10 protein-coding genes and 1 rRNA gene are annotated in these 23,689 nt (G+C 45.5%); 5 read left to right on the top strand and 6 right to left on the bottom strand.

Features of this window, described 5'->3' with window-relative positions:
* Positions 1 to 389: 389 nt before the first annotated feature.
* A complete protein-coding gene (locus LLW17_RS18320) occupies positions 390 to 3,218 on the bottom strand; it encodes a glycoside hydrolase family 2 protein (protein ID WP_228231745.1) in 2,829 nt (942 codons plus the stop codon).
* A 691-nt stretch (positions 3,219 to 3,909) separates the two neighbouring features.
* Here LLW17_RS18320 and LLW17_RS18315 point away from each other — a divergent pair.
* Genes LLW17_RS18315 through LLW17_RS18300 form a run of 4 tightly spaced genes read left to right on the top strand, consistent with a single transcriptional unit; the run spans position 3,910 to position 12,931 of the window.
* On the top strand, positions 3,910 to 5,328 hold the full coding sequence (locus tag LLW17_RS18315) for a hypothetical protein (protein WP_228231744.1): 1,419 nt from the start codon (positions 3,910 to 3,912) through the stop codon (positions 5,326 to 5,328).
* Positions 5,329 to 5,338: 10 nt separating this feature from the next.
* Positions 5,339 to 7,309: a caspase family protein gene (locus tag LLW17_RS18310; RefSeq protein ID WP_228231743.1), complete on the top strand. Its 1,971-nt coding sequence runs from the start codon at positions 5,339 to 5,341 to the stop codon at positions 7,307 to 7,309.
* A 39-nt stretch (positions 7,310 to 7,348) separates the two neighbouring features.
* Entirely contained in the window at positions 7,349 to 8,890 is a 1,542-nt protein-coding gene (locus tag LLW17_RS18305) for a S1 family peptidase (RefSeq protein ID WP_228231742.1), read from the top strand.
* 24 nt (positions 8,891 to 8,914) lie between these two features.
* Positions 8,915 to 12,931 carry a caspase family protein gene (locus LLW17_RS18300; protein WP_228231741.1) on the top strand — a complete coding sequence of 1,339 codons (4,017 nt, stop codon included), beginning with the start codon at positions 8,915 to 8,917 and terminating at the stop codon, positions 12,929 to 12,931.
* A gap of 4 nt (positions 12,932 to 12,935) precedes the next feature.
* On the opposite strand, the gene LLW17_RS18295 is transcribed toward LLW17_RS18300, so the two are convergent.
* The 4 genes from LLW17_RS18295 to LLW17_RS18280 are packed head-to-tail and all read right to left on the bottom strand — an operon-like array spanning position 12,936 to position 20,945.
* Positions 12,936 to 18,083, bottom strand: coding sequence for a caspase family protein (locus LLW17_RS18295; protein ID WP_228231740.1), 5,148 nt, complete (start codon positions 18,081 to 18,083; stop codon positions 12,936 to 12,938).
* 24 nt (positions 18,084 to 18,107) lie between these two features.
* The gene (locus tag LLW17_RS18290) at positions 18,108 to 18,878 is read right to left on the bottom strand and encodes a hypothetical protein (protein WP_228231739.1); all 771 of its coding nucleotides are present in this window, start codon (positions 18,876 to 18,878) and stop codon (positions 18,108 to 18,110) included.
* Positions 18,854 to 20,029 carry a CHASE2 domain-containing protein gene (locus LLW17_RS18285; protein WP_228231738.1) on the bottom strand — a complete coding sequence of 392 codons (1,176 nt, stop codon included), beginning with the start codon at positions 20,027 to 20,029 and terminating at the stop codon, positions 18,854 to 18,856. The genes LLW17_RS18290 and LLW17_RS18285 overlap by 25 nt, the downstream gene beginning before the upstream one ends.
* A 1-nt stretch (position 20,030) precedes the next feature.
* Positions 20,031 to 20,945 carry a hypothetical protein gene (locus LLW17_RS18280; RefSeq protein WP_228231737.1) on the bottom strand — a complete coding sequence of 305 codons (915 nt, stop codon included), beginning with the start codon at positions 20,943 to 20,945 and terminating at the stop codon, positions 20,031 to 20,033.
* A gap of 261 nt (positions 20,946 to 21,206) precedes the next feature.
* Here LLW17_RS18280 and LLW17_RS18275 point away from each other — a divergent pair, with 261 nt between their 5' ends.
* Entirely contained in the window at positions 21,207 to 23,111 is a 1,905-nt protein-coding gene (locus tag LLW17_RS18275; protein ID WP_228231736.1) for a metallophosphoesterase family protein, read from the top strand.
* A 506-nt stretch (positions 23,112 to 23,617) separates the two neighbouring features.
* Here the strand turns inward: LLW17_RS18275 and rrf are convergent.
* Positions 23,618 to 23,689, bottom strand: a 5S ribosomal RNA gene (rrf, locus tag LLW17_RS19085); the annotation flags it as partial.

Below are 23,689 nucleotides of genomic sequence, written 5' to 3'. Positions count from 1 at the left end.
TCCTGTTATACAGTTAACATAAGGATCATTAAAAAAATCGATTATAACCATTGAATCGACACTTCAAGTTAACTTGTGGCTGCTCAAATCCTGTTAAAAGATGCATTAACGCTTGAGTATGTAGTATAATTAAACCTGTTTTTTTGCTACTTTTTAAGAGCATATATTTTTTCTTTCAACTAAAAAACTATAAAAGTTTGCCGTTGCGATACATTTTCGGCGTCCTCAATTTTAGTAGGAATTGCAAAGCCTTACAATACGATAAACTTTAAATTTTAGGGCGTTCCGCCCTACTCTAAAATTCCTTAAAATACCCGAGCCTATGAAGTTGGAGGATATTCGAATTTGTGTACACCAAGTCCACATGCTGCAAGACGTACAGGATGCTTTTACAACTCAAAATCAAACCAAAGTATGATCTTATCCAGCTCATCTTCCCTGCGGTTTGAAATACTACCCTGCTGCGAACTAGGCCCCAGATTATCTGCGCTCTTAAATTTGGTGCCTATTGCCGGGATGTCATATAAAAAAGATAAGTCTCCTTCAGGAAACGGAGGGGCAACCCCACCTGTTACATCTTTCTCAGGTGGTAATGCCGGAGTATATAGTCTCAAATACAAATCAGGCGTTTCCGTTACCACGCGTATTTTTCCTTCTGTTGTTTGCAATTCAGCCCAGTACATTTTGCCATGATAGCCTTTAAATTCCGGATATACCAAAGACTCAAAGCTAGAGCCAGTTACGGTATTGTTGTATTCTTTTTTCCATACCCCTAGTTCTGCACCTTTGAGTCGGTTTTTCCAAACCCGGTAGGGTCCCTGCCCCATCCATTTTATGGCCTTCACCTGCTCTTCAGGATATTTAAAGCTTAAACCAATAAAATCAATATTTTTAGCTCCCTGATACAAACCTTCGGCTTCCAGTTTAAGCCTGCCGTCAGGAGTAACGGTCCATATCAACATAGATGGATATTCAGTATAATTTACTTTCAAATGAAATGCATCAGTTGAATTAAAATCCCAATCGACTGCTTTCACTTGACTTTCAATTCCCACGGGATATGCTCCACCACTAAGAGCGATTTGTTGCCCATTTTTAAACACGGCATCCAGCATTCCGGTTTTCTGATCAAAGCGATACTGCATTGCCCCGGCACGTACTTCTAATTTTTCGTCCCCTTCCTCCAGTTTTAAAACAGATACTTCGGCAGCCAAACCAGCTGCCAGTTGTGCAGATACCTGCACGGCATCCTGTATGGCCCATGACCAGGTATAGAGCTCATCTCCTCCTGGACTTTTCGCCGTAAGGCTTAAAAGATGAGATTCGGCAAAATCGTCTGGCAGATTAAGTTGAACTTTTCGGGTTTCACCGGGTAAGGCTTCAGGTAATTGAATTGACGCTTTGTAAACCATCTCCTCATTGCCAAAACCAGTCATGCGTTTCAGCTGTACCTCAAGACTGCACTCCTTTAAATTGGTAAAAAGGTACTCATTGGTAACATAAATGCTCCCATCAAACTGCGGAGTTATAACTACCGGTTCGATCTGTATGGGGGACCAAATTTCCTTGATAGTATAAAAACTACCCTCTTTCTCCCGGTAGGGCCCTAAAATGCCATCGGGAGCATGATTTCCATCAGCATCCAGGCTGTCATTAAGATCCCTGCGGACTACAGCCTCGTCTGTAAACGACCATAAAAAACCACCGCTAAATGCCGGATTGCGTTTATACGCGCTCCAAAAATCATCAAGCCCTGCACCATGTCCTCCATCGTAAAGGCCATGTAGAAATTCTGTAGGCATAAAGGGCAGATCGCCTTGCTCCAAACGGTTAATGCCAAAATTATATTCCGGATAATGCCGGGTATCTACTCCTTTGCGAGCCAGCCACGGATAAATAATGGGTCGCTTTTGAATATCGTATTGATGAAAAAACTTTTCGTTGGCGAAATTCCATCCTCCTTCATTTCCGTGATCCCAAATGATCACACTGGGATGATTCTCATCTTTAAGCACCAGTTCTTTAATTAGTTTTGGTCCCACAATCGTGTCGTAACCATTCTGCCAGCCGGTAAGCTCATCCAGAACAAAAAGCCCCAGCGAATCGCACAACTGTAAAAAACGCTCGTCGGGCCCGTAATGAGACATACGTACGGCGTTCATGTTCATGGCTTTCATAAGACGTATATCCTCAAGATGATTGGCCTCGCTCAATGCCCTTCCGGTATTGGGATAGAAAGAATGCCGGTTTACCCCTTTAAAAATTACACGTTTTTCATTGATATAAAAACCATCTTTATCGCGAAGTTCTACCGTTCTGAATCCTATGGTTTCCGTTTTGCTAAACATCACCTCTTCCTTATAAATCAATTCGTAAACGGCTGTGTACAGGTTAGGTTGTTCCGGATTCCAGCTTTTAATAGTTTCAAAATCTCCTTCAAGGCTTATCTGTTTACTGCTATTATTGAAATCCTTTTCTAAAACAGGCAATACCGGAGCGCCTTCTGCAGTATAGAGCTTTAATCGAAGACGTGCCCCGCGTAATGATTTATTAAGACTTACCTGCGTATGCAGACTACCATCATGTCGTGCATCAACAGCCAGACGTTTTATATGTACTGCCGGTAAAATCTCAAGAAAAACCGGCCTGAATATCCCTCCAAAAATCCAAAAATCAGCCTTCCGCTCCGCTTTGTTTACCGATTCATTTTCCGAGTTTTTAGCTACCTCTACTTCAAGAAGATTTTTACTCCCGTATTTAATCAAATTGGATACATCATAACTAAACCTGTAAAAAGCTCCCTGATGTATTGCTCCCGCACTTTTCCCATTAATTTTTACACGAGTATCGGTCATCGAACCGTCAAAGACCAGATTGATGACTTTTCCCTTCCAGTCTAAAGGCACTTCAAAACGATGTCTGTAACTGCCAATTTCTTTACCGTACTCTTCATTGGGGTCATTATACTCTAAACCGTAGTTATAGGTTCCAAAACCGTGCAGCTCCCAATTAGAAGGTACCGGTATCGTAGACCACTCCCCGCTTCTGGCTCCATCAGAAACCTTAAACTCCCAGTCTACCGTGTTTGCCGCATCAGTACCGGACAGATATACCCGTTTATACGCAGTTTGAGCCTTAACCCCATCTGTGTTATAGATCGTTAATATGAGGAATAGAAAAACTAGTACAATTCTTGATACGGTTGTTGTGGGTCTCATAAAGCTGAATATTGAGTCTTAATAATAAATGTACAAAATACAATAAAAAGAGTTTATTTGTCTTTTTGAATGTGAACATTAGATCTGCTCCCGGTATCTGGATATTTTAATAAAACGAACGAGGGTACTAGAAAGTTAAGTATGTACTACACGTGCCGGCCTTTACAATAAAACTAATATAGGCTAAGAATCTGTCTGATTCTATTCTTGTAGTGTAAAACACAACAACACCATTCTTTTTGAGAGATAAGCAACATTATCCAAGTTTTTATATTGTAGCACTGAAGTCACTGCGGTGAAGCGAAGCTAGCCCGCCCGACTCCACAATTTTAAAATCCCTGTGCCTGGCGGCTTGGGGATTTTTCGTTACAGGTTATAAGGTTAAAAGTTAGCGGGTGAGAAGTTTATCGGGAACGAGGAACGCGTTGAAGGAAACCCGCTTGCTACAGAATCTTCTAATTCGTTTAACTCCATTCTAAAGAATTATCCGCGTACTTACTAAAGGCTTCTCTTACATAAATGCATCTGTAAACCGCAATACTAAAGCTAATGAACGGCCCACAATCTGTATAGATTTCGCAGAAAAAAGGAATTAATCTCAGAATCTATTAAAATAATTTTTCTTTGAGAAAATGTTAATATATTTAAGATTATAAAAAGCGCACCCAATCCCAGATTAACCTTAATCCTTATGGCCAAACTACTTACGCCTGTAATTATTTGTTTTTTATGCCTGATTGCTCCAATCACGGTTCATGCACAACAGAAATACAGGGTGTTGTACGACTACAATACCGAGGCGACCACCTATCTCGCACTCGACAATACCAATACCGTGATCGACACGCTGATAAAACCACGCCTTAGACGCAACAGCCTGGTCGAGATCAAACTGGTCAATGTAAATCCGTTTGCGGTAGATGTAGTTGCAGAAATTAAGGAAGAAGATTTACAAACCTCAGGCTCCGGTTTTAACTTTACTTCCCTCCTGGGAGGTATCAGCGGGATGGGTGGTGACAATCTGGGGCTTAATGTGAGTCAGTCTTCACTTACCAATTCCAAATTCTTTGATTCGGCCTCGAGGGGCGCCAGTGTGAGCAATGCCTTTACCGAACTCTCAAACAAAATGACCGCTGTACGCGCTCTTGAAAATACGCTGAAGGCCAACTTACTCAATCCTAATCTCGATAAAGAAGCGATTTTACAAAACCTAAAGGCACTCGCACGGGAACAGGCAGATGCACGCCTGAGCGACCCGAACGCTAATTTTTACCTGTACCTTTCTAATCTGGATAAAATTATAAATGCAGACAGGCAGCAGCTTTCTGATGATCTTGATCAAATGGCCAATCAGGTTGAAGCGACCACGGCTTCAGACGCTGCCCTATCACGTGGAGAACTGGTAGAACGAAACAGAGCCATAGGTAACCTCGAAGCTTTAAAGGCTACCTTAAGCAATACGGTAGAACTTACCCATTTGTCTATTGACGAAATACGATCCCTCTACACCCAGCTCGAGGCTGCATCTTTTGAACGCACTTACGATTACCAAATGGACGGTGACGAGGTAAACATCAACCTCAAATTTGTACAAAGCAGTTTTTCTGAAAGTCAGGATACCGATGCCGAAGTTACCACCCTTAAAACACGAAGCCTTAAGTTATTTGCTACGGGAGGATTTAAGATTAACAGCAGCGTGGCTCTTACACTCAATAACTTTGGAGATAAATCAAAGGATTTTTTCATCAGTGACGACGGAGTTATCGGTGCTACAGCAAATGATTACTTCATCCCCAACCTCAGCACCATGATCAATTTTTACCCCGTAATAGGCGATAACTTTAATGTGGGCGGAAGCTTTGGCCTTTCAATTCCTCTGGCTGATGACATCAGTGGGGTCAACTTTTTACTTGGGCCTTCCATTTTCTTAGGAAGCAAAAGCCGGCTTTCGCTATCCGGAGGAATAGCCTACGGCCCCGTTGACCGGTTGACCGACGGCCTCGAACCGGGCCAGACCACCAACCTGAGCAGTCTGGATAATTTCACCAAAAGCGTGTACGATTTTGGTTATTTCTTTGGGATCTCGTTCAGCTTATTTGACATTAACTAATCTCACGCGTATGCTAAGAATACTACTTCTTTCCTTATTCTTCGTTTTTTCGTTTTCACTTCAGGCTAAAAAAATAGCCCTGATTATTGCCGTTGGCGATTACCCTGCAAGTACGGGCTGGAGCCCTATAAGTTCGGCTAACGATGTGCCCCTCATCAAATCAGCACTTATCAAACAGGGGTTTACCGAAGAAAACATCAGCATTCTGCTCAACAGTGATGCCACACGCGCCGGTATCATCAGCGCTCTTGAGAATTTAAATAAAATCCTCGAACCCGGGGATATTGTGGTCATTCACTATTCGGGCCACGGCCAGCAAATTGCAGATGACAATGGCGAAGAGATAGACGATAAAGACGAAGCTCTTGTTCCGTATGATGCTTTTGTACGGCCCAGCTACAATTACAGCGGACAAAATCACATACGAGACGACGAACTCGGGAAACTCATCACCAATTTTAGAAATAAACTGGGCAAAGACGGCCAGCTGATGCTGTTGCTAGACAGTTGCCACTCCGGCTCGGCCACACGAGGGGGTAAAGCCCGTGGCGGTGCTCCTACTTTTGCTCCCGAAGGCTGGTCTCCTTCCGAAAATAAAACCAAAAGCGGCAGCGATATGCTCGAAACCGCACAAATCAAACCGGATGCGGCTCCTTTTGTTCTGTTCAGCGGTGCTTCGGCAAACGAACTCAATTATGAATATGAAGGTGTGGGTTCTTTAAGCTATGCTTTCAACAAAGCCATGACCGATTTGGGCTCTGATTTTACCTACCGCCAGTTGTACAATAAAATGGCGGCTACCATGAACGTGATTTCGCCCAACCAAACCCCAACCATTGAGGGTAATCCCGATTACAAGGTTTTTAAAGGAGAATACGTAAAACAGGAACCTTATTATGAGATCCTTTCCCTGCCCCGCCCTGATGTTGTAAAAATTCAGGCCGGAAAATTACAGGGTATCTTTCCCGAAACAACCGTGGCCATTCTTCCCGCCGGGACTACCACCTATGACCCGTCTAAGGTTATTGCTAAGGGAACCGTAAAACTGGCCAGATTTAATGAGGCAAACATTGTTTTAGATAAAGCCCTGCCGGGTACTAATGCCAAGGAATATTGGGTATTTATCGATAACAGGACCTACGGCGATATCAGCCTGCAGGTTTATCTCGATGCCTCAACCAAAAATTCAGGTATTCAGGCTGCTCTTGAAGATTTTTTAAGCGAAAATAATCTGGGCAAGCTGGTTCAGGACTCCCTAGAATCATCGGTAATCATCTCTGAAAATCAGGGTTCATTCCTGCTGAAAGCCACAAACGGTGAGATGACTGTAGACCAGACTGAAGATTCCCGCGGAAGCGCAGCCTTTGATGACCTCAGGCAAAAGCTTTTCAATTATGCGCAGGGTCAGTACTTAAAGGACTTGCAGATGAACAATCCTGAGTATGAATTCAGCTTTAGATTGCTTCCGGTCTCGTATGATGTGGTGATGGAAAGTTACGGTGAAAACCTCGATCCCAACGCATATATAGATGCCAACGGCATGTTTAGCGTGGTCCCCGAAGTAGATCATGTAGTGCTCGAAGTTACTAATGAAAGTGATCGCGAGTTGTACTTCAGCATTATTGAAATAAACAGCAGGGGCGAGATTACGCCTTTTATGCCCAATGATCAGTTTAGCCTAAACGACAATGAGCGTAAGTTGGCACCCGGCCAAACCATGGTTTTTAAAGACTATGTGTTCACCTTTGGCCCTCCTTACGAAAAGCTGATGCTCAAAGGCTTTGCAGCTCCCAATCCTATAAACTTTAAAGCTACGGTTCAGAGCCGGGGAGAAAGCAGCCGCGGCAGTACCAATCCTCTGGAATCCTTTCTGGCCAATACCTATACCCAAAGTCGCGGGGGCAATGGCGCCGCGGTAAGCGGCAAACTAGACGGTTTTGCCACCGAATTTGTCTATCAAATTGTAGAAGAACGAAAGTAACCCCTACACTAAAAGTCTCTAAACCCTAAAAATTAAAATATGAAACCCTACACCTACATTTCCGCAATCCTTTTGCTTTTAGTAACAAGTCTTTCCTTTGCACAGGACACCCTGCAAGGCCCTGCAATTCAATACCCCTTTGGAGAACCCGGTGCCGCGACAAGAGGCGTATTTGGCCCCGATGACCGCAAGGAAGCTCAGGATGCTGTGGGCTATCAGGATTTTGTAAGAGCCACTGCTGTGATGATCAGCAAAGAGAGTTTACTGGGCAATACCGCATATTCCTGGTCTTTACGCCAACGCCTGAGCCAGATGTTTGGTACCGATAAATTTGATGATAACGTAAAGTTTCTCGAGCAGCCGGCACTGGCCAATTGTACCGGTTTTTTAATAGCTCCCGATATTCTGGTAACTGCCGGCCATTGTATTGAAACCCTTGATGATGCCGAGGGTTACGTCTGGGTTTTTGATTATACCAGCACTATGAAATTTGATCCCGCCAACGGCGCGCTTAATCTGGATCCTAATGACGTATATGAGGTGGCAGAAGTACTCAGCGCCAAACTGGATGAATTTACAGACGATGATTATTCGGTTTTAAGACTCAACCGAAAATCAAACAGACGCCCCTATCGCTTTAGAACCGGAGGGGATATCGCCGAAGGTACCGGCATCAACACCATAGGCTCTCCCACAGGTTTGCCTTTAAAGTTTTCGGAGAATGCCGAAGTGGTAGATGCCTCACCGGTGAACTGGTTTAAAAGCGATATCGATTCGTTTCCCGGTAACTCAGGCGGACCCGTTTTTGACGATTACGGTTGGATTGAAGGTATTCTGGTTAGGGGTGCTGTAACCTATTTAAACGGGGATTACAGCGGCGATTATTACTACGATTCCGACTGCGACTGCGTAAAAACAGTAACTTTTGACAGTGCGGTTTATACCGCAGGTTGCCAGGCCCATAAAATCACCAAAATACCGGTCGATCTTATGTATCGCAGCATCTATGACAATATCGTCTATGCCATCGAAAACAATATGGAGGATCGCTTTGACGCCTGGGCGGTTTACAAATGGATTTTCACCAATGCCTACACCCAAAACCGCGGCTTACTGGAAGTTGTTGCACTCAGTAGAAACAACTACAAAATCTATGATAAAATTCTCGACTATACCTTTGAGACTTACACAGACAGCCAGCGCAGACAAATACTGGATTATGCGGTAAACAACAATAACAACACCCTGTATAACTTACTGCTGAAAAGGGATATCTACGTAGATGCCGGTGCAGATAAACCCTATACCGCACTGCAGGAGACTATAAGTAAACCCAATCTGGTATGGGCACAAAAATTAATAGACGCCGGGGGTGACACTTCCGTACAGGATGCAGGTAAAAATAACCTGCTGCATCTCGCGGCAGCAACCGGAGATTTAACCGTTATCAATTATGTGCACAACCTAAACCCAAACTGGGTAAAAGAGTCAAACTCCAGAGGAGAATTACCGGAGACTCTTGCCAAAAACAAGGGTAATAAATCAGTCTTTAAATACTTAAAAAAACTGCGTAAAGGCTGAATCAAATCAGACCCTTAAGCCTGTATGCTCACAAATCTGAAATACCTTCTTTTACTTGCGGCCTGTACCTGTTTCGCACAACAGGCAAGCCTGCATACCAATTTTGGCCTGAGTACCTGGGATTACCATCAGGGACCCGTGAGCACGCTCAACGCCCAAAAAAACCGACTGGTACTTAACAATTTTAAGGAACTCAGCGTATGGGATCTGGAGCATTTTGTGGTGTTGAAAAACATCAGTCTTGAGGGTCGAATCAAAAATGCCTCGGGTTCTGATGCTCAGGATTATCGCATTCAGGGGGCTAGTATCAGTCCGTCAGGTAAGATTCTGGGATACCAGCAAATTATTAATACCGAAGACGAGACCTTGCCCGATGCCTATTACATTCTGGTAGACCTGCAAACCGGAAAGGAAATTCAGCGTGTGGTATTGGAAGAGCCTGTGCGAGCTGCCTATTTTGATTCGGAAAGCCGTATTATCATCAGGAGCTGTATCAACTACTGCGAGCAACTGCGCATTCAGAGTTACGACCTTGAAACCGGAAAACTAAATCCGTATGAGCCAAAGGGCCGTGAAGACCTCATCTATTCCGAAAGTCTGGCAGGTATAGACACAGGCGGCATACGCAAAGAGGTATTTTTAGACCGCCAAGCGCTTTTTCTGGTTGATTATAATTCGCAAAAACGAGTAAACCTCGAGAAGCCTGCAGCCTTTGATCCTAACGAGACCTATGCAACCGATGTTTCATTTGGCCCTGACAACACCCTGATTTTTAAACACACTTCGGCTGTTTCACTGCTCGATGCCAATAGCGGAACCTTGTTGCTTAACTCGTTTCCCACTGCGGTACAGGATCATTTTAACCTGAACGGCAAGCTCAATCCCGATGCCGCCTACATGCTCTACGTGCAGGAGAATGCCGAAAAACAACTCACGCTTTACCTCTACCATTTAAAAACAAAAACGAGTACACCTCTGGGTTTACTGGATGCCAATGCGCAAACGGTTTACAACACCCTGACGCACCCCCTACTGCAGGAACAGGGTTTTAATCTGGAGCGAAGACTGTTGCAATTGCGTTTTCAACAACGCGCTGCGGCACTACAGGCTAAAAATTATGTATTCGGAGTAAACCGGTCTAAACTGCTGACCGTTTACAACGACGGCAGTCTTCTTATTTTTGACGCTGAAACCGGTAAACAAAGCCGCTTCAATGCTCTGGATACGATCAAACCGGCCTATTCCGGTATTTCGCACCTCGGTTTTTTTGAAGATCTGCTGCTGATGGTCTTTATCACATCAGCAAACCAAATCGAACTCATTTCTTTTAATCTGGAAGAGCTCCAGTTCAGGCAGCGGCTAAGCCTGCCAGAAACCAATGCCTGCGATGCCTTTACCATCATTCCGGAAGAACAAAAAGCGGTCTTACAAATCAATTCGTATGTCGAATCAAATGGCTGGAATTTTGGCTCCAAAGGACGTAAAGATGTGGTCATAGACCTCAACACGTTCAAAGTCTTGCCCGTAAGCCGATTTGAAGACCAGCTCTACGATGTGCTGTATTACACCAATTCCGGTACCGAAGTCGTAGGCTATAAAGCAAACAGAGGAAGCGCAGTTTATGAAGCGGAAAGCTTTAAGCCGCTGAAAAACTACCCCAATCAGCTCTATTTTAAAGAGGCCGGCAAGGTCTATTTTCTCGAGATCCTTAAAGACAGCATTCAGGAAGAACGGATAACCGATTGCTGGGAATGTGAAGATTTTTTTAAGACCGATACGGTTTCGGTCATACGCCCCACAGGTTTAGCCTTACGCTCCGCGAAAAAATCAGTTAGGCTTGGTCTTTCTGAAGACCTGCTTGCTGATTTGGAAACCCGCAACACCTTTTTTTATGACCTGATTCAGGAAGGGTCCTTGGTTCACTTTCAGCGCAACGGAAACACCCTGTTTACCGTAGATTTGAAAAAAGAAAAACTATCTGAAACTAAAAACCCCAGCCTTCTGCCCCAACTTAAAACGCATACCGGCAGGGTCTATTTGCAGGATATTCAGGAGAATGCAAATACCTTTAGCTTTGAAGGTGAAGAATATACCTATGGGTCGTCAATACGCTATACCTCTTCCCCGGAAGCAAAAGACTACAGGTTTCTCGAAGTAAAAAACGCTTCGCTGTTTTACGATTTTGAATACCTCTCAGACCGCTATATCGCTACTCGCCGCGTAGGCCGGGGTCAGATTTTTTCGATAAATTCTGAAACCGGTTTACCTCAGGTTCTTACTCAGGATCCCGAAATGCAGGATATGTATGTGGAAGCCGATTTGACCAAAAACCGGAGCTTCAGCTTTATCAATTTTGAAACCCAAACCGAAAGTTCGCTGATACTCGACGACCGATGGTTCGGCACTCCGCCTCAAAAGCTTTTCTTACGCCTGGGTGATCAGGTATTTTTTAATGACAGCCTTACCCATCACCTCCACCGAGTACATTTTGAGGCCTCCCCGGCAAAGATCGAATCCCGCATCACCCCGCTGCAAACCTATCTGAATTTTAAACCCGATGCCTCTGAAAAAGCTGACTTTACATACGGGGAAAACGATGGCCTGGTAGTGCTCAAAACCAGGGAAACAGACAGCTTGCAGCCTGCTGTATTGATGCTTCCGGAAGGCGATATTATCATTGCCTATCCCGACAATTACTTTATGGGTACACGTAATATCTTTAAATATACCTGGTATGCCGAGGGCGAAAAGATTTACCGTCCCGAACAATTTGACCTCCGTTACAACCGGCCCGATATTGTATTAGAACGCCTGGGGTATGCTGACAGTACCACCCTTGGTGCTTATAAAAAACTTTACGAGAACCGCCTGAAAAAAATGGGATTCAACAACAGCTCTCCTGTAAAAACGCTATTACCCAAACTAACTATTTTAAACCGAAGCGCCATTGCCGGGATCAACACAACCGGGAAACTTCAACTCGATCTGAGCGCGGTTGCAAACGGCAGCGCGCTGGCAACCCTGCACGTGTGGATTAATAATGTGCCTATTTACGGTGTTGATGGCATAGCTCTGGCTGAAGCTGAAAAGGAAGGTTTTTCAAAAGAATTGCATATCGATTTGGCCGAAGGTTCAAACACCATTCAGGTGAGTGTGCACAATACAACAGGTATCGAAAGTACCAGAGAAACCCTAAGTATAGACTGTTTTAAACCTCAAAAAAGCAAAAACCTCTATCTGGTGAGTTTAGGTGTGAGCAGTTTTATCGATTCCGGTTACAACCTGAAATACGCGGCTAAGGATGCCCGTGACATCGTACAGCTGTTTCAGGAAAATCCGGTATTTGATCAGGTTCAGGTGCTTCAGTTTTTAAATGAAGAAGTTACACCGGCCGTGCTTCCTAAACTACGCGACTTTGTAAGTAAGGCCAGGCGGGATGATGTGGTGATGGTTTTTCTGGCCAGTCATGGCCTTTTAACTTCCGATTTTGACTATTACCTCGCGGGAAATAAAACCAATTTTGACAATCCCGCTCAGGGTGGAATTTCATACGAAGCTCTGGATGCGGTTCTTGACGGCATTGCCGCACTTTCTAAAATTCTTATTCTCGATGCCTGCCACAGCGGCGAACTCGAACCCGAATTTACCAGCCTTAGCACTACCGAAAACGCAGATAAAGACGGAGTGGTTAAATCACGGGGTGCTATTGTGGTGAAGACCAAAGCGTCTAAACTCGAGGAATACGAGCGCCTCAATCTGGATATTTTTACCGACCTCAGACGCGGCTCGGGAGCTTTTGTGCTTTCCTCAGCCGGAGGTGCCGAGTTTGCCTACGAGGGCGATCAATGGAATAATGGTCTGTTTACCTACAGTTTTATAAACGGTATCAAAACCCGCAAAGCCGACCTTAACGCAGACACGGCTATCATGCTGAACGAACTGCAGGAATACGTCTCCAGGGAAGTGAAGCGACTTTCTGAAGGACGACAAACCCCGGCATTCCGCTCCCAAAACATTGCGCTCGATTACCGCCTGTGGTAACCTATCAGACTTTAAAATCGTACTCCAGATTTTCTTTCCGGGAGGTAGGATTCTGCTTGCCGTTTGTGAGTTCAGAAACCCGGTCAAACACATAGCTCTTCAGTTCTGAAACCTGAACGTCTCCGTCTTTATTGAGATCACAATGGCCCGATTTAAGTCCTTCAAGCATGGCATAGGTAAACACACCGTTCTGCCAGGCCTCTCCTTCGTAAGCATATTCCAGACCACTTGCCGAGCTGATCACCGTGGCACCCGTACCCCTTCTTAAATCGGAAAACAGCAGCTGCATGAGTTCAAACGAATTTTTAAGTCCCAGTTGCTTGCTTTTTGATTTGACCACAATAGAGCCCCGTTTTCCGGTTATACCCTTTGAGTTGCTTAGTTCCTGCTCTGCCAGGGCAGTATCTTCCTGATCTACTTCCCCGGAATGACAGGCATCAATGATGAGCAGTTTGTTGAGTGCCGGAATCCCATCCAGCAGGTTCTCGAGTCCGTCGTAGGCAAGCCCCTTTTGCTGGGGATTTTCAAAATCCATATCGTAGGTGCCCAGATAATAATTCATTTCTGCGTCAAGCACCCCATGCCCCGCAAAAAACACGATCACCACATCGTTGATGCGCGATTGACTCAGGCTGTCTTTGAGTTGGGCTATACCGGCTTTGGTCACCTGCTCATCCGTAAGGTTATACTGATGAATTTTTCCGTAACCGCCAGTATTTTCAAGGGCATAGGCAATCAAATCCCGCGAATCTTTCGCAGCATACTTCAGGCTGTAACCCGAGTCCTGATAGGTAGAAACGCCTATGCTCACCACATACAAATCAGGCTGTGGTGCAGGAGCAGTAGAATTGATCACAAAGGTTTTCTTTAAACTTTCAACCCCCGAAGTATTCACCACTGCCAACTGTACCTTATTGCTTCCTCCGGCCAGATTTAGACTGATGTTTTCTGAAAGACTTCGCGTATTTTGAGCACGAACGCTTCGGCCTTTTGAGCCATAGACAGGCACATCATTAATCCAGACCAGAATACGATCCAGAATGTGGTTTTTATCGGTTGCACGGATATCAAAACTCAGATTATTGGTAGTTGTGGTGGCCGGTATATCTTTGGTGAGCAGTTCCAAAACCGGAAGCTCAAAGTCACCGGAGAGCCGCTCCTCCATAAAGCCCATTTTAGACAGGCGCTTTTCATAAGCCATCTCATAGCCCTGCTGTAAAAGCGAATCGGTAATTCCCAGATTCACCAGATTTTCAATCGCCTTATCGGGACGGTTATAAAACAGGTCAAACTGCTCAAAGGGGTACACCGCGTCACCCTTTTTAAAGGCCACGGCCTCCCGCGCATCTTTAGAAGCATAGTAAAATCCGTTTTGATCAGAAAGTATAAACTCCCCGTCTTTTAAAAACGTAGCAGAATACAACAAGCTGTAATCGGCTTTACTGTCAAACACATTGATAAGATTATCCCCTCCCAGAACCACCAGAAAACGATTGGTAAATTCCATATTGGATATCTGCGAGGCACTGCCTGCAAAGGAATAAACCGTCTTCATCCCGGGTAGGCTAAGGATTTCGACAGCGCCGTTTTCGTAGCCTAAAATCAGGTTTTTACTGTCTTCGGTAAACAGGCCTTTTACGATATTCATATCCTTAACATAGCGGTCGTACACCACCTTACCGGCAATCAGATCTTCAATCTTTAAATGAAAATCTTCCAGATACGCATAATAGCGACCGTCTGCGGCATACGCGTCTAATGCCCCATGATACCGAATACGGTACTCCAGAAAGCCCTTATCTTCCTTGAGGTCTAGGCTGTGATCGCCAGATTGTACCGAAAGTTTCCGGGTTTCGGGCGTATACGTGATTTTGTTAAAAACCAGGAGCGAATCTGCTGTGCGCTTGATGCCCGTTCCGGTTACCTGAAAGCTTCCGGAGGCATCGCGCAGGGCAGACTTCGGCGTCAGGGAAAAGTAGCCCGGCACTGCTTTTAAATCAATAACAGTAAGGGCAGCTTTGGTATTTAAATCATAGGCGTGCAAAGCATCGGTAGCCGTGTTTTTAAAACTCAGCACACCTCCATCCTCAGAAAGCAGACTGCCACCGGCGTCTGTTGCTGCTACCGGCGTGCTAAACAGCAAGGCATCTGCTTCATTTTCGGCCCGGAACACCCGGTAGTCCTTACCATCCCGATAGTAGAACAGATTGCCGTCTTTAGAAAATTTACCGAAATACGGATAGTTATTCCCTTTGAGCTTGCGCATATTAAACTGCCTGAAGTCAAATAAAAACAGGCCGCTTTTGGTATTAAAAGCCATCTGATCGCCGCTGGCATTGAGCTCCACATGGTATATGTCATTTTCAAAACGATCTATTTGCCACAAGGGCGTTTTGGTCTCTGCATCCCAGGTGAAGAGATTTCCCCAGATATCGGCACTGGCATAAAGTTTATTTACGGGATCGTAATCCAGACTGGAAATCAGGTTTAGATGTTCCTGCTCGGCAAGCATAAATTTCCACGAGTCAGATCCGGATGCCAGATAGGACAGGCTCACATCGCCGGGCACCATACCTACCAGCTCGTTGTTTAACCCGTACACCGCAAGTTTGCCGCGTGTTTCGTAAGCAATGCTGCCCGTAGCAACATCCAAAATCTTCAGCTTGTTGGGACTGTCCATTTCTACGAAAGCCAAACTACTGCCCTGTTCGTTAAAACTCATCAGATCGTTCCAGTAGGTATTGCTTTTATCTGGAGCACTGCGCGGATACGCGACGAGTTGCTGAAGCTTCAATTGCTCATCTATCGAAAAAACCTTAATATAGCTGTTGCCGTAAGTCGCGATACGCTTCCCGTCGCGCGATACGATCAGGTTGATGATTTGCCGGTCTTTTTCCGCACCGGGATTCACGTCAAGTGTGCCAACCACAATACCCGAATTGCTGTGAATCATAAGCGGATAATGCCAGCCGTGAACATTAAGCCCTACCACCGTGTTTAAATTGGGAAAGGCCTTAACCTGATGAATGCTGCGGTTGCGGGTATTGAAATCCAGATATTTTTTGGACTCCCCGGTATAGGCATCAAAAAATTCAACCGCATCGCCCGAGGCGACCACGAGAGTCCCGCTATCCGGTAAAAAGTCAAGATCGTTAATCGTGTTATTCCGGGTGGCGAATTCACTGATTAAAAAACCGGTTTGTACCTCCCGAACTTTAATAACCGAGCCGTCGTCGCTGGCGAGCAGTTTACCGTCCCGGCTAAAAACCACCTGCCTAATGGCACTGGTATTGGCGCTCTGCACCAGCAGTCTGGGTCTGGGATCGGTGATTTTCTTATAAACCACAGGATTGTAAAAGTTGGCGGTAAGCACCCCGGGACCCGATGCGGTTACATACAGACTATCGTGCAGCTTCAGGTTTTTGACCCAGGCCGAATCCAGATGTATACGGTGTACCAGACGCCCCTTTTCGGCTTCCCAAAAATGCAGATCTCCGCCTACATCAGCGCTTGCCAGATAAGTGCCTGTTTGATCATAATCCAACCCGTGAATAAAGCCCGAATGCCCTACAATCACATCCTTGTTTTCGATGGGATCGCGTTGGTCCAAAGCTACTTTTACGATGCGCCCCAGGCTGCTCAGGGCGGCTTTGCTTCCGGCTATGCTGATTCCCGTAATTGCATTAGAAAGTGCCGGAGTATAATCCCGTTTCAGCCTAAACGCATCCCCTTGCAACTCATATACGGCAAAATTTCCCGACCGGGTTCCCAGAAGAAGCTGCTTTCCGTCAAAATCAAGGGAGCTCAGCTGCTGATCGCCGGGAATGTCAAGAACCACCTGTTCCTTTCCGGTTTTGGCATCATAGGCAAAAAGCCTGTTAGTTCGCGGAAATGCTGCAAGAACAACCCCTGCCTCCGCATTTAAGCTGATGAATTGCGGCGCGGTTTTTTGATTGTGGGCGAACGCAAGACGTTCCTTTTGACTGTCTAAATTCCAGAGTCGTAAAAAGCCGTCAAAAGTAGCAAAAGCAACAAGATCCCGGTCGCCGGCAATGCCATTGACCAGCCCGGCCTCTAAACTTTTTTGCGTGGGAGCACCTGCCCCTCCGTCACCCATAAAGAGTAAACTGTCTATCACCACGGCGACCTTACCCGTATCCGGATTGATAAAACTGCCTTTTGACAGGAAGTCTTTAGCATAAAACCTGTTGATCAGATTGCCTTCCAAATCCCGAAGCTCCAAATGCTTCTTGAAATTGAGCGCAAAACCCAACCCCCGTTCAAATTGAAAACCGGCCAGATTGGACTCAAATTCAAAGGTATCCTCCCCGCCCGTATCGTTAAGGAGGCAGATTTTATTAAAAGACTCATACCATACAATCTGATCGGTAAGCATTTGCATCCCGGCATTGAAGGTTTGAAAGGCCTTTTCAGGCTGAATGGTTTCACTGGTTTTTTGGCCCTGATAATTATAGAAACTCAGCCGTACATCAGAACCGTTTGCAGCTGCCGGGGCCGTTTGCTGTACGGCAAACCGGCCGTCACCCAGTGCAAAATTGTTGACATCAGGTAATTTATAATCGATTTCGGCATTGGGATCGGCCAGGCTAAAAGCCTTTAGAAATCTGCTTCCCCGTGCGAAAAGCAGCTTTCCGTCGGGCGTGAATTCTAAACGGTTTACAGGCGCGTCTAAAGCGGTTTGTCGCGTTACAGCCCGATTGATATCCTTAAAAATCAGATTTTGATTTTCATAGCTTACAAAACTTTGGTTTTTAAAGGAAAATGCCCGCGCGGCATACAGGTCTGTGCTATAGGAAACGCTCTTCTCGAAGCGGATTAAATCCCAAACCTCGGTTTTATCGGGATAATGAATGAGGAGTTGTTCGCCGTTTTCATCAAATACCAGTGCCGTTGCGGTATAGCTGTTTCCGCTTATTTGAAAAATAACCGCTGCCGAAAACAGGTCGTAAACCAACACGTTTGTATGGGGATATACCGCCATTGCAACCATACCCGATTTTGCATTGACGGCAAAAGCACTAAGCGTCTCGATACCCGACGGTGTGTAGGCAATGTCCTGTTTTTGACTAAAAACACCTGTAGTGGCCAGTAAAAAAAGGCACCAACAACTTATTATTTTGATACATCGCATAGAACCTGTTTTAGAGTTATCGGGCTATTTGCAAAGCCCGTATTCTTCACACAGCAGGGTTTCGAGCTCTTGTTTGGAAAGCCCGGCCAGCAGAGTCTTGTTTAATTGAGATACCTGCGCTTCACGCAGGACGGCGTATTCTGCTTTAGTAATGTGTTTAAAGCTGAAAAAACGCAGGTTGTTCAAATTGGGAAAAGCTTCAGTGGTGACCGCCCATTCGTAGGTTTTTCCTTCCTCAAAAAAGGGATGCTCGTAAAACGCCAGACTGCTGCCGTTGCTTTCCAGTTTTAAGACGGCCTCACCTTCCGCTTCGCGAATAAATAAATAGCCTGAAGCTTCCGGAGCATCCTGCAACCATCGGAATTCCAGACGCGAACCGGCAATATGTGAACGGTCTGCCGGAAACAACATCAGGCTTTCGCCCCTGAAAACACCGCCTATTTGGGTGGCTTTGCTGCTGTTTCCCAGCAATTCAGACCAGATGTATTTAAAATAATTAGCCGACAGGTTTTTGGGATACCGCTGCGTCCTGCGCTTCAGAAGCATGGCGTGGGTGTACAAACCGGGATCGGCCGTGGTATACAGCAAGCCCTCTTTGCTGATTGCGGTAAGACTGGCCTGAGGTTGCAATTCTACCTTTACCCGGGAGGTAAGCAGGCTGCCCTTTTGCACCCGGGTTTTGGCATTGGGTTTTCCCTGCAGTACGATCCCTTCCGTCTGATACACGTACAAACTGTCCTGCGCATGTGCATAGGAAGCCAACAGGCAAATCAGTCCAATAAATAGCTTTTCCATCTGTATTTTTTCCAAATATATCCTTGTAAATAAGCGTAAAAATCAATGCATTCTAAACCTAGAATAACCAAAACCACCGCAGGCAAAACCGCGATATAAATGCCCCGGTCCATCAGGATCAGAGCCAGATAGAGCAAGAGTACGGGAATCAGCAGTTGCAGGATTTTAATGCTCAGGTCAAATACCACATCGCTTTTTTTATGGATGCGCATTCCCGCCAAAATGGCCAGAAAACAAAACAAAACTGCGATACCCAGCGACAGTGCCTTTGGTGCTTTATAAAATCCTTTACCTGTTTTAAGGTTCTGCAAAATCGTGGCGTGAATGTAAACACCGAAGGTATCGGGGACGCTTCGGCCGGTGAAATTAGGATTGAGCGGGGTAAAATGCCGGTCTTCAATATCGTAGGGATTTCCGGTAGGGGTCCCGGAATAGCCCAGCAAAACCACCGCGTCAGTTAAAACCTGAAGGTCTTCACGCGCGATTACCTCTTCGATAGTCAGGGTTAAAAAAGAAGCCGAACCTCCCGAATACCGGATGGGGATTTCGGTATCGTAATGTTGCTTTAATGCAGATTCATTCAGGTATCCCGCTTCAACAGCCAGCTTCCCGGCAAAAGAGGGCCGGGTGACCGAAGCCTCTTTTAAAACTCCGCTAAACTCGCGTACGACTCGCGATTTTCCGTCGAGATTGAAATTGATAAAACCGCCTTGCTCGCTGTCGAGTTCAAAAAAAGGATGAGACTCCTTCAAACTACCATCCTCCAGATACACGGCATGTACCAGATTTTGGGTCTCTGCCAGAGCCAATCGCAACTGTTCATCGGGAAAATCGGCCTTGCGCTCTTTAAAAATGATATCTACACCTATCGCTTTGGGTTTAAATGGATTGATTTTTTGAAGCGCCTGCGCGATGGCAAAGCGATCGGCCTGCCCCACATTGACCACGATGATTTCAGGATCTGCCTGCTTGCTGTAGAAATTTTTAGAAAAATACAGATCGGTAAACTCAAAATCCTCAAAAGCTCTTGAAAAGGGATCGAGTATCGAAATATTCAGGACCAAAACATACAGCAACCCGCTAACGATGCAGGTAAACAGGGTACACAGCAACGCGTCGATAACCAGAACCTTGGGGAATGTTTTTTTCACTTTAATCCTTACCTAAGATTTTTTGAATGGTGCTTGAGCCGTTTTTAATAATGGCATTTTTATTGTCTGAAAGAATACTGGGCAATTGATTGATGTATTTGCTTTTACCGCCTTCATACTCCTGAAGCTGCACATTGACCTGCACTACCCCGTATTTGCCAAAATCGGCATCTTCAGCCAGATACGGGATGTCGTAATACCAGGGTGACAGAATGGGTGTTTCAATTTGATTTTCGGTGCCATACTTCAGGTTTCTTAAATCGTATTCCTGCTCAATCAATACAGCTTCCATCGGGGTGTTATCGGTACTGCGCCACTGTCCGGTTATAGAAACCGAAAGCCGTGCGTTCAGATTTTCATCTTCGTAGATCTTGGTACGGGAAAACAAAATGCGCAGTTCGTTAAAACTCAGCCGGGAAACGCCCGGGTTTTCCGGGTCGCTCTCAATAGCGATAACGGCTTCAAAATTGAGCAGATCTTCCTTACTGTCCTGCACCCTGATGACATCATTCATCGTCATTGCTCCCGCAGCACCCCGTGATTTGGGCATCGTCTGCAGATCGGTTTCTATATAACCTTTAAGCCGTTGCTCATCTGCTTTGGTCTCCGGAGCCGCGTATTTTTTGATACGGATCTCCGAATAGGTTTTCTCTACCGCTCCCAGATCGGTATTGTAATAGTCGTTGACAGACAGGGATTGCGAGTAACTGCTGGTAAGGGATTTCGCCGTCTTTTCGGCCAGATAATCGGCGCCAAAAAACAGGCCTTGCAGGGCGACTTCCACCAGTCCACCGCGGCTTGTGGGTTTACGCAGTTCAACAACAAATTCTTCCTGCCCTTTTATAGCAGCGCGTTTATGAACGCCGCAGGAATTTAGTAAGACCAAAAGAACAATCAGTAGGGTAGTTTTTGCCATAGGGATTTATATACGTTATCAAAATGTTAAAATACATGATTTTGGCCAAATACCGAATCCCTAACCGCAATCTAATTTCCTCAAAACAGGCTTTTTGTATGCCTTAGACCCTTGCAAACAAGCGCTTCTGAGATTAAAACGCGTGTAACAGCCGTCAAACCCGGTCTGTATTTACAAGTTTAGATATCCTACTGCTGCGTTTTACGTTTGAGAATGTATAATTTCACAAAATCGTACAGCCCGCTGTTTGTAACCGGACAAATGAAAAATTATATGCACAATCTGTTTTCAAAACTTCGTAAATCGGTCTTTCTGCTGCTTCTGGCCTTTTGGTGTATAAAGCCGCTTCAGGCTCAGGAAGAAACCACGAGCATTGCGTTTCTGGCCGATGTACACCTGCAGGATGTGTTTGGTAAACTTTCAGAAACCGATTTTCAGGGACCGCTTTTACCGGGTACGACAGATCACGTCCTGATGCGTACTATGGAAGCGCAATTACACTCTACACGCCTGTTTAATGAAAATTACTTTGCCTTTACCGCCGCCCTTGAAGACCTTGCCGCACGCGGTATACATTGGGTGGCGCTTCCGGGTGATTATACAGATGATGGGCAGCCGTTAAATCTTAAAGGCTTGCACCGCCTGCTCAGAACGTTTGAAACCCAATACGACCTGAGGTTTTTTATCACCACGGGAAACCACGATCCCGCTGTTCCTTTTGCGACCCCTGCGGGTAAAACCGATTTTCTGGGTGAAAACGGCAAGCCTCAACCTGTTTTCAGTGAGGAAGGCATGTACACACCTAAAGCAGATGAGAATCCGGTGATCGTGAGCCCCGATATAGCAAAAATGGGCTATTCGCGTGTTCTTGATGCACTGGGAAGTTTTGGCTTTATGGCGCGACCGGAATATGCCTACTGGGCTACACCCTTTAGCAGCTATACTCCACAGGAATATACCTATGCCAAAGCTTTACAGGCTGCAAACCTCAAAGAGCGTCAATACCCCGTAACTCCAGACACCCTCCTGCCCGATCTGAGTTATGTGGTTGAACTGAACAAAGACATCTGGTTGTTGGCTCTGGACGGCGATGTGTTTGTACCTGACGGAAAAGGAGGTTTTGAAGGCGCAGGAACCGGCTACAACCGGGTTTTGAGTCATAAAAAGCACCTGATTACCTGGGTTGAAAAACTCAGTAAACAGGCCGATGCGCTGGGTAAAAAACTCATCGCGTTCAGTCATTTCCCAATGATTGATTTTAACGATGATGCTTCAGGCCAAATCGAAGCCCTGATGGGAGCAAATAAGTTTCAGTTGTACCGGGTACCCGATGAGGCAGTAGCCGAAGCCTTTGCCGATGCCGGACTAAAAATACACGTTGGCGGACATATGCATATCAACGATACCGGAAGACGAACCACCCCAGCCGGAAACACACTGATCAACATTCAGACTCCTTCTCCTGCGGCTTATTTTCCCGCTTACAAAATTTTGCATATTGGCGAAACAGGCATTGAAGTAGAAACCGTAAGGCTGAGTAAGGTAACCGGTTTTAAAACCCTCTTTCCGCTCTATAAAACCGAATACCGGCATCTTAAACAAACCCGGCAATCCGAAGTGTGGAATCCCGCCATTTTAGAGGTATCCGATTATAACGCATACACGGCCTGGCATTTACGCGAACTCATCCGCCTGCGCTTTCTGCCCGGGGACTTTCCCCAAACCCTGCGTAAACACCTCCCCGAAATGAGCTTAGAGCATCTGCTCCTGCTCGCATACCAGACTCAGGAGGAGCTCGAAACTTATCTCAAACGCTTGCAAAACCAGCCCGGCTTTGCCAAAAAAGAATGGAAACGCCTCCAACCCCTACGCAACACTCCCCTGAAACGGAACATCTTAAAGAACTGCACCGGAGCAGACCTTATCTACGATTTCTACCGTCTGCGAGGTGGGGACGACCTGGCCAAACCGTACATCACGGCAAACCAGTTGGCGTTGTACGAACACCTGTATAAAAGCTTTAGCGAAAACCGCGATAAGTATCCAAATTCTGAACTCGGCCAACAGCTTCAACTCCTGATGCGCATCCTTCACCGCTTTAACAACGGGCAGCCTTCAGATCATTTTAAAATAGATTGGGAAACGGGGAAGCTGGAACGGTTATAAGAAGGAGTTTTCGGTTTTCGGTTTTCGGTTTTCGGTTTTCGGTTTTCGGTTTTCGGTTTTCGGTTTTCGGTTTTCGGTTTTCGGTTTTCGGTTTTCTTAAGCTGTAAAAATGTTTAATCGTTGAACTGTGTAATCGTTTATTTATAAATACTTTACAGGTATATTCTTTGTTCCTTGTTCTTTATTCTTTGTTCTAAATCAAAACTCATCACTCCTCATTCTACACCCTGCCAACTGCCTACTGCGACTGCTAACTGATTTTGTATTTCTAATTTTGTATTTATTTTTTCAGGGCGTTCCCTTCGGGCCGGGCCTGCCTGCCGGTAGGCAGGTTTTTCGTTTCAATCTTTTAAACACCTGATGTGTTTAAAAGGATTTCAACTACAACCCCTAACGCGGGTTTCATTCAAAGTTGAAGGTTTAAAATTTAAGGTCAGATCTAAGATTTCAGATCTGAGTTTAGTGCATAAAAAAAGTCCGCATCATAAACTGATGCGGACTTTAAAACAAGGCGGCGACCTACTCTCCCACGAGATGCAGTACCATCGGCGCTAACGGGCTTAACTACTCTGTTCGGA

Source organism: Leeuwenhoekiella parthenopeia (genome assembly GCF_020782115.1).
Lineage (GTDB): Bacteria > Bacteroidota > Bacteroidia > Flavobacteriales > Flavobacteriaceae > Leeuwenhoekiella > Leeuwenhoekiella parthenopeia.
The sequence above is the reverse complement of the archived record's forward strand: the minus strand, read 5'-3'. Positions and strand labels throughout refer to the sequence as shown.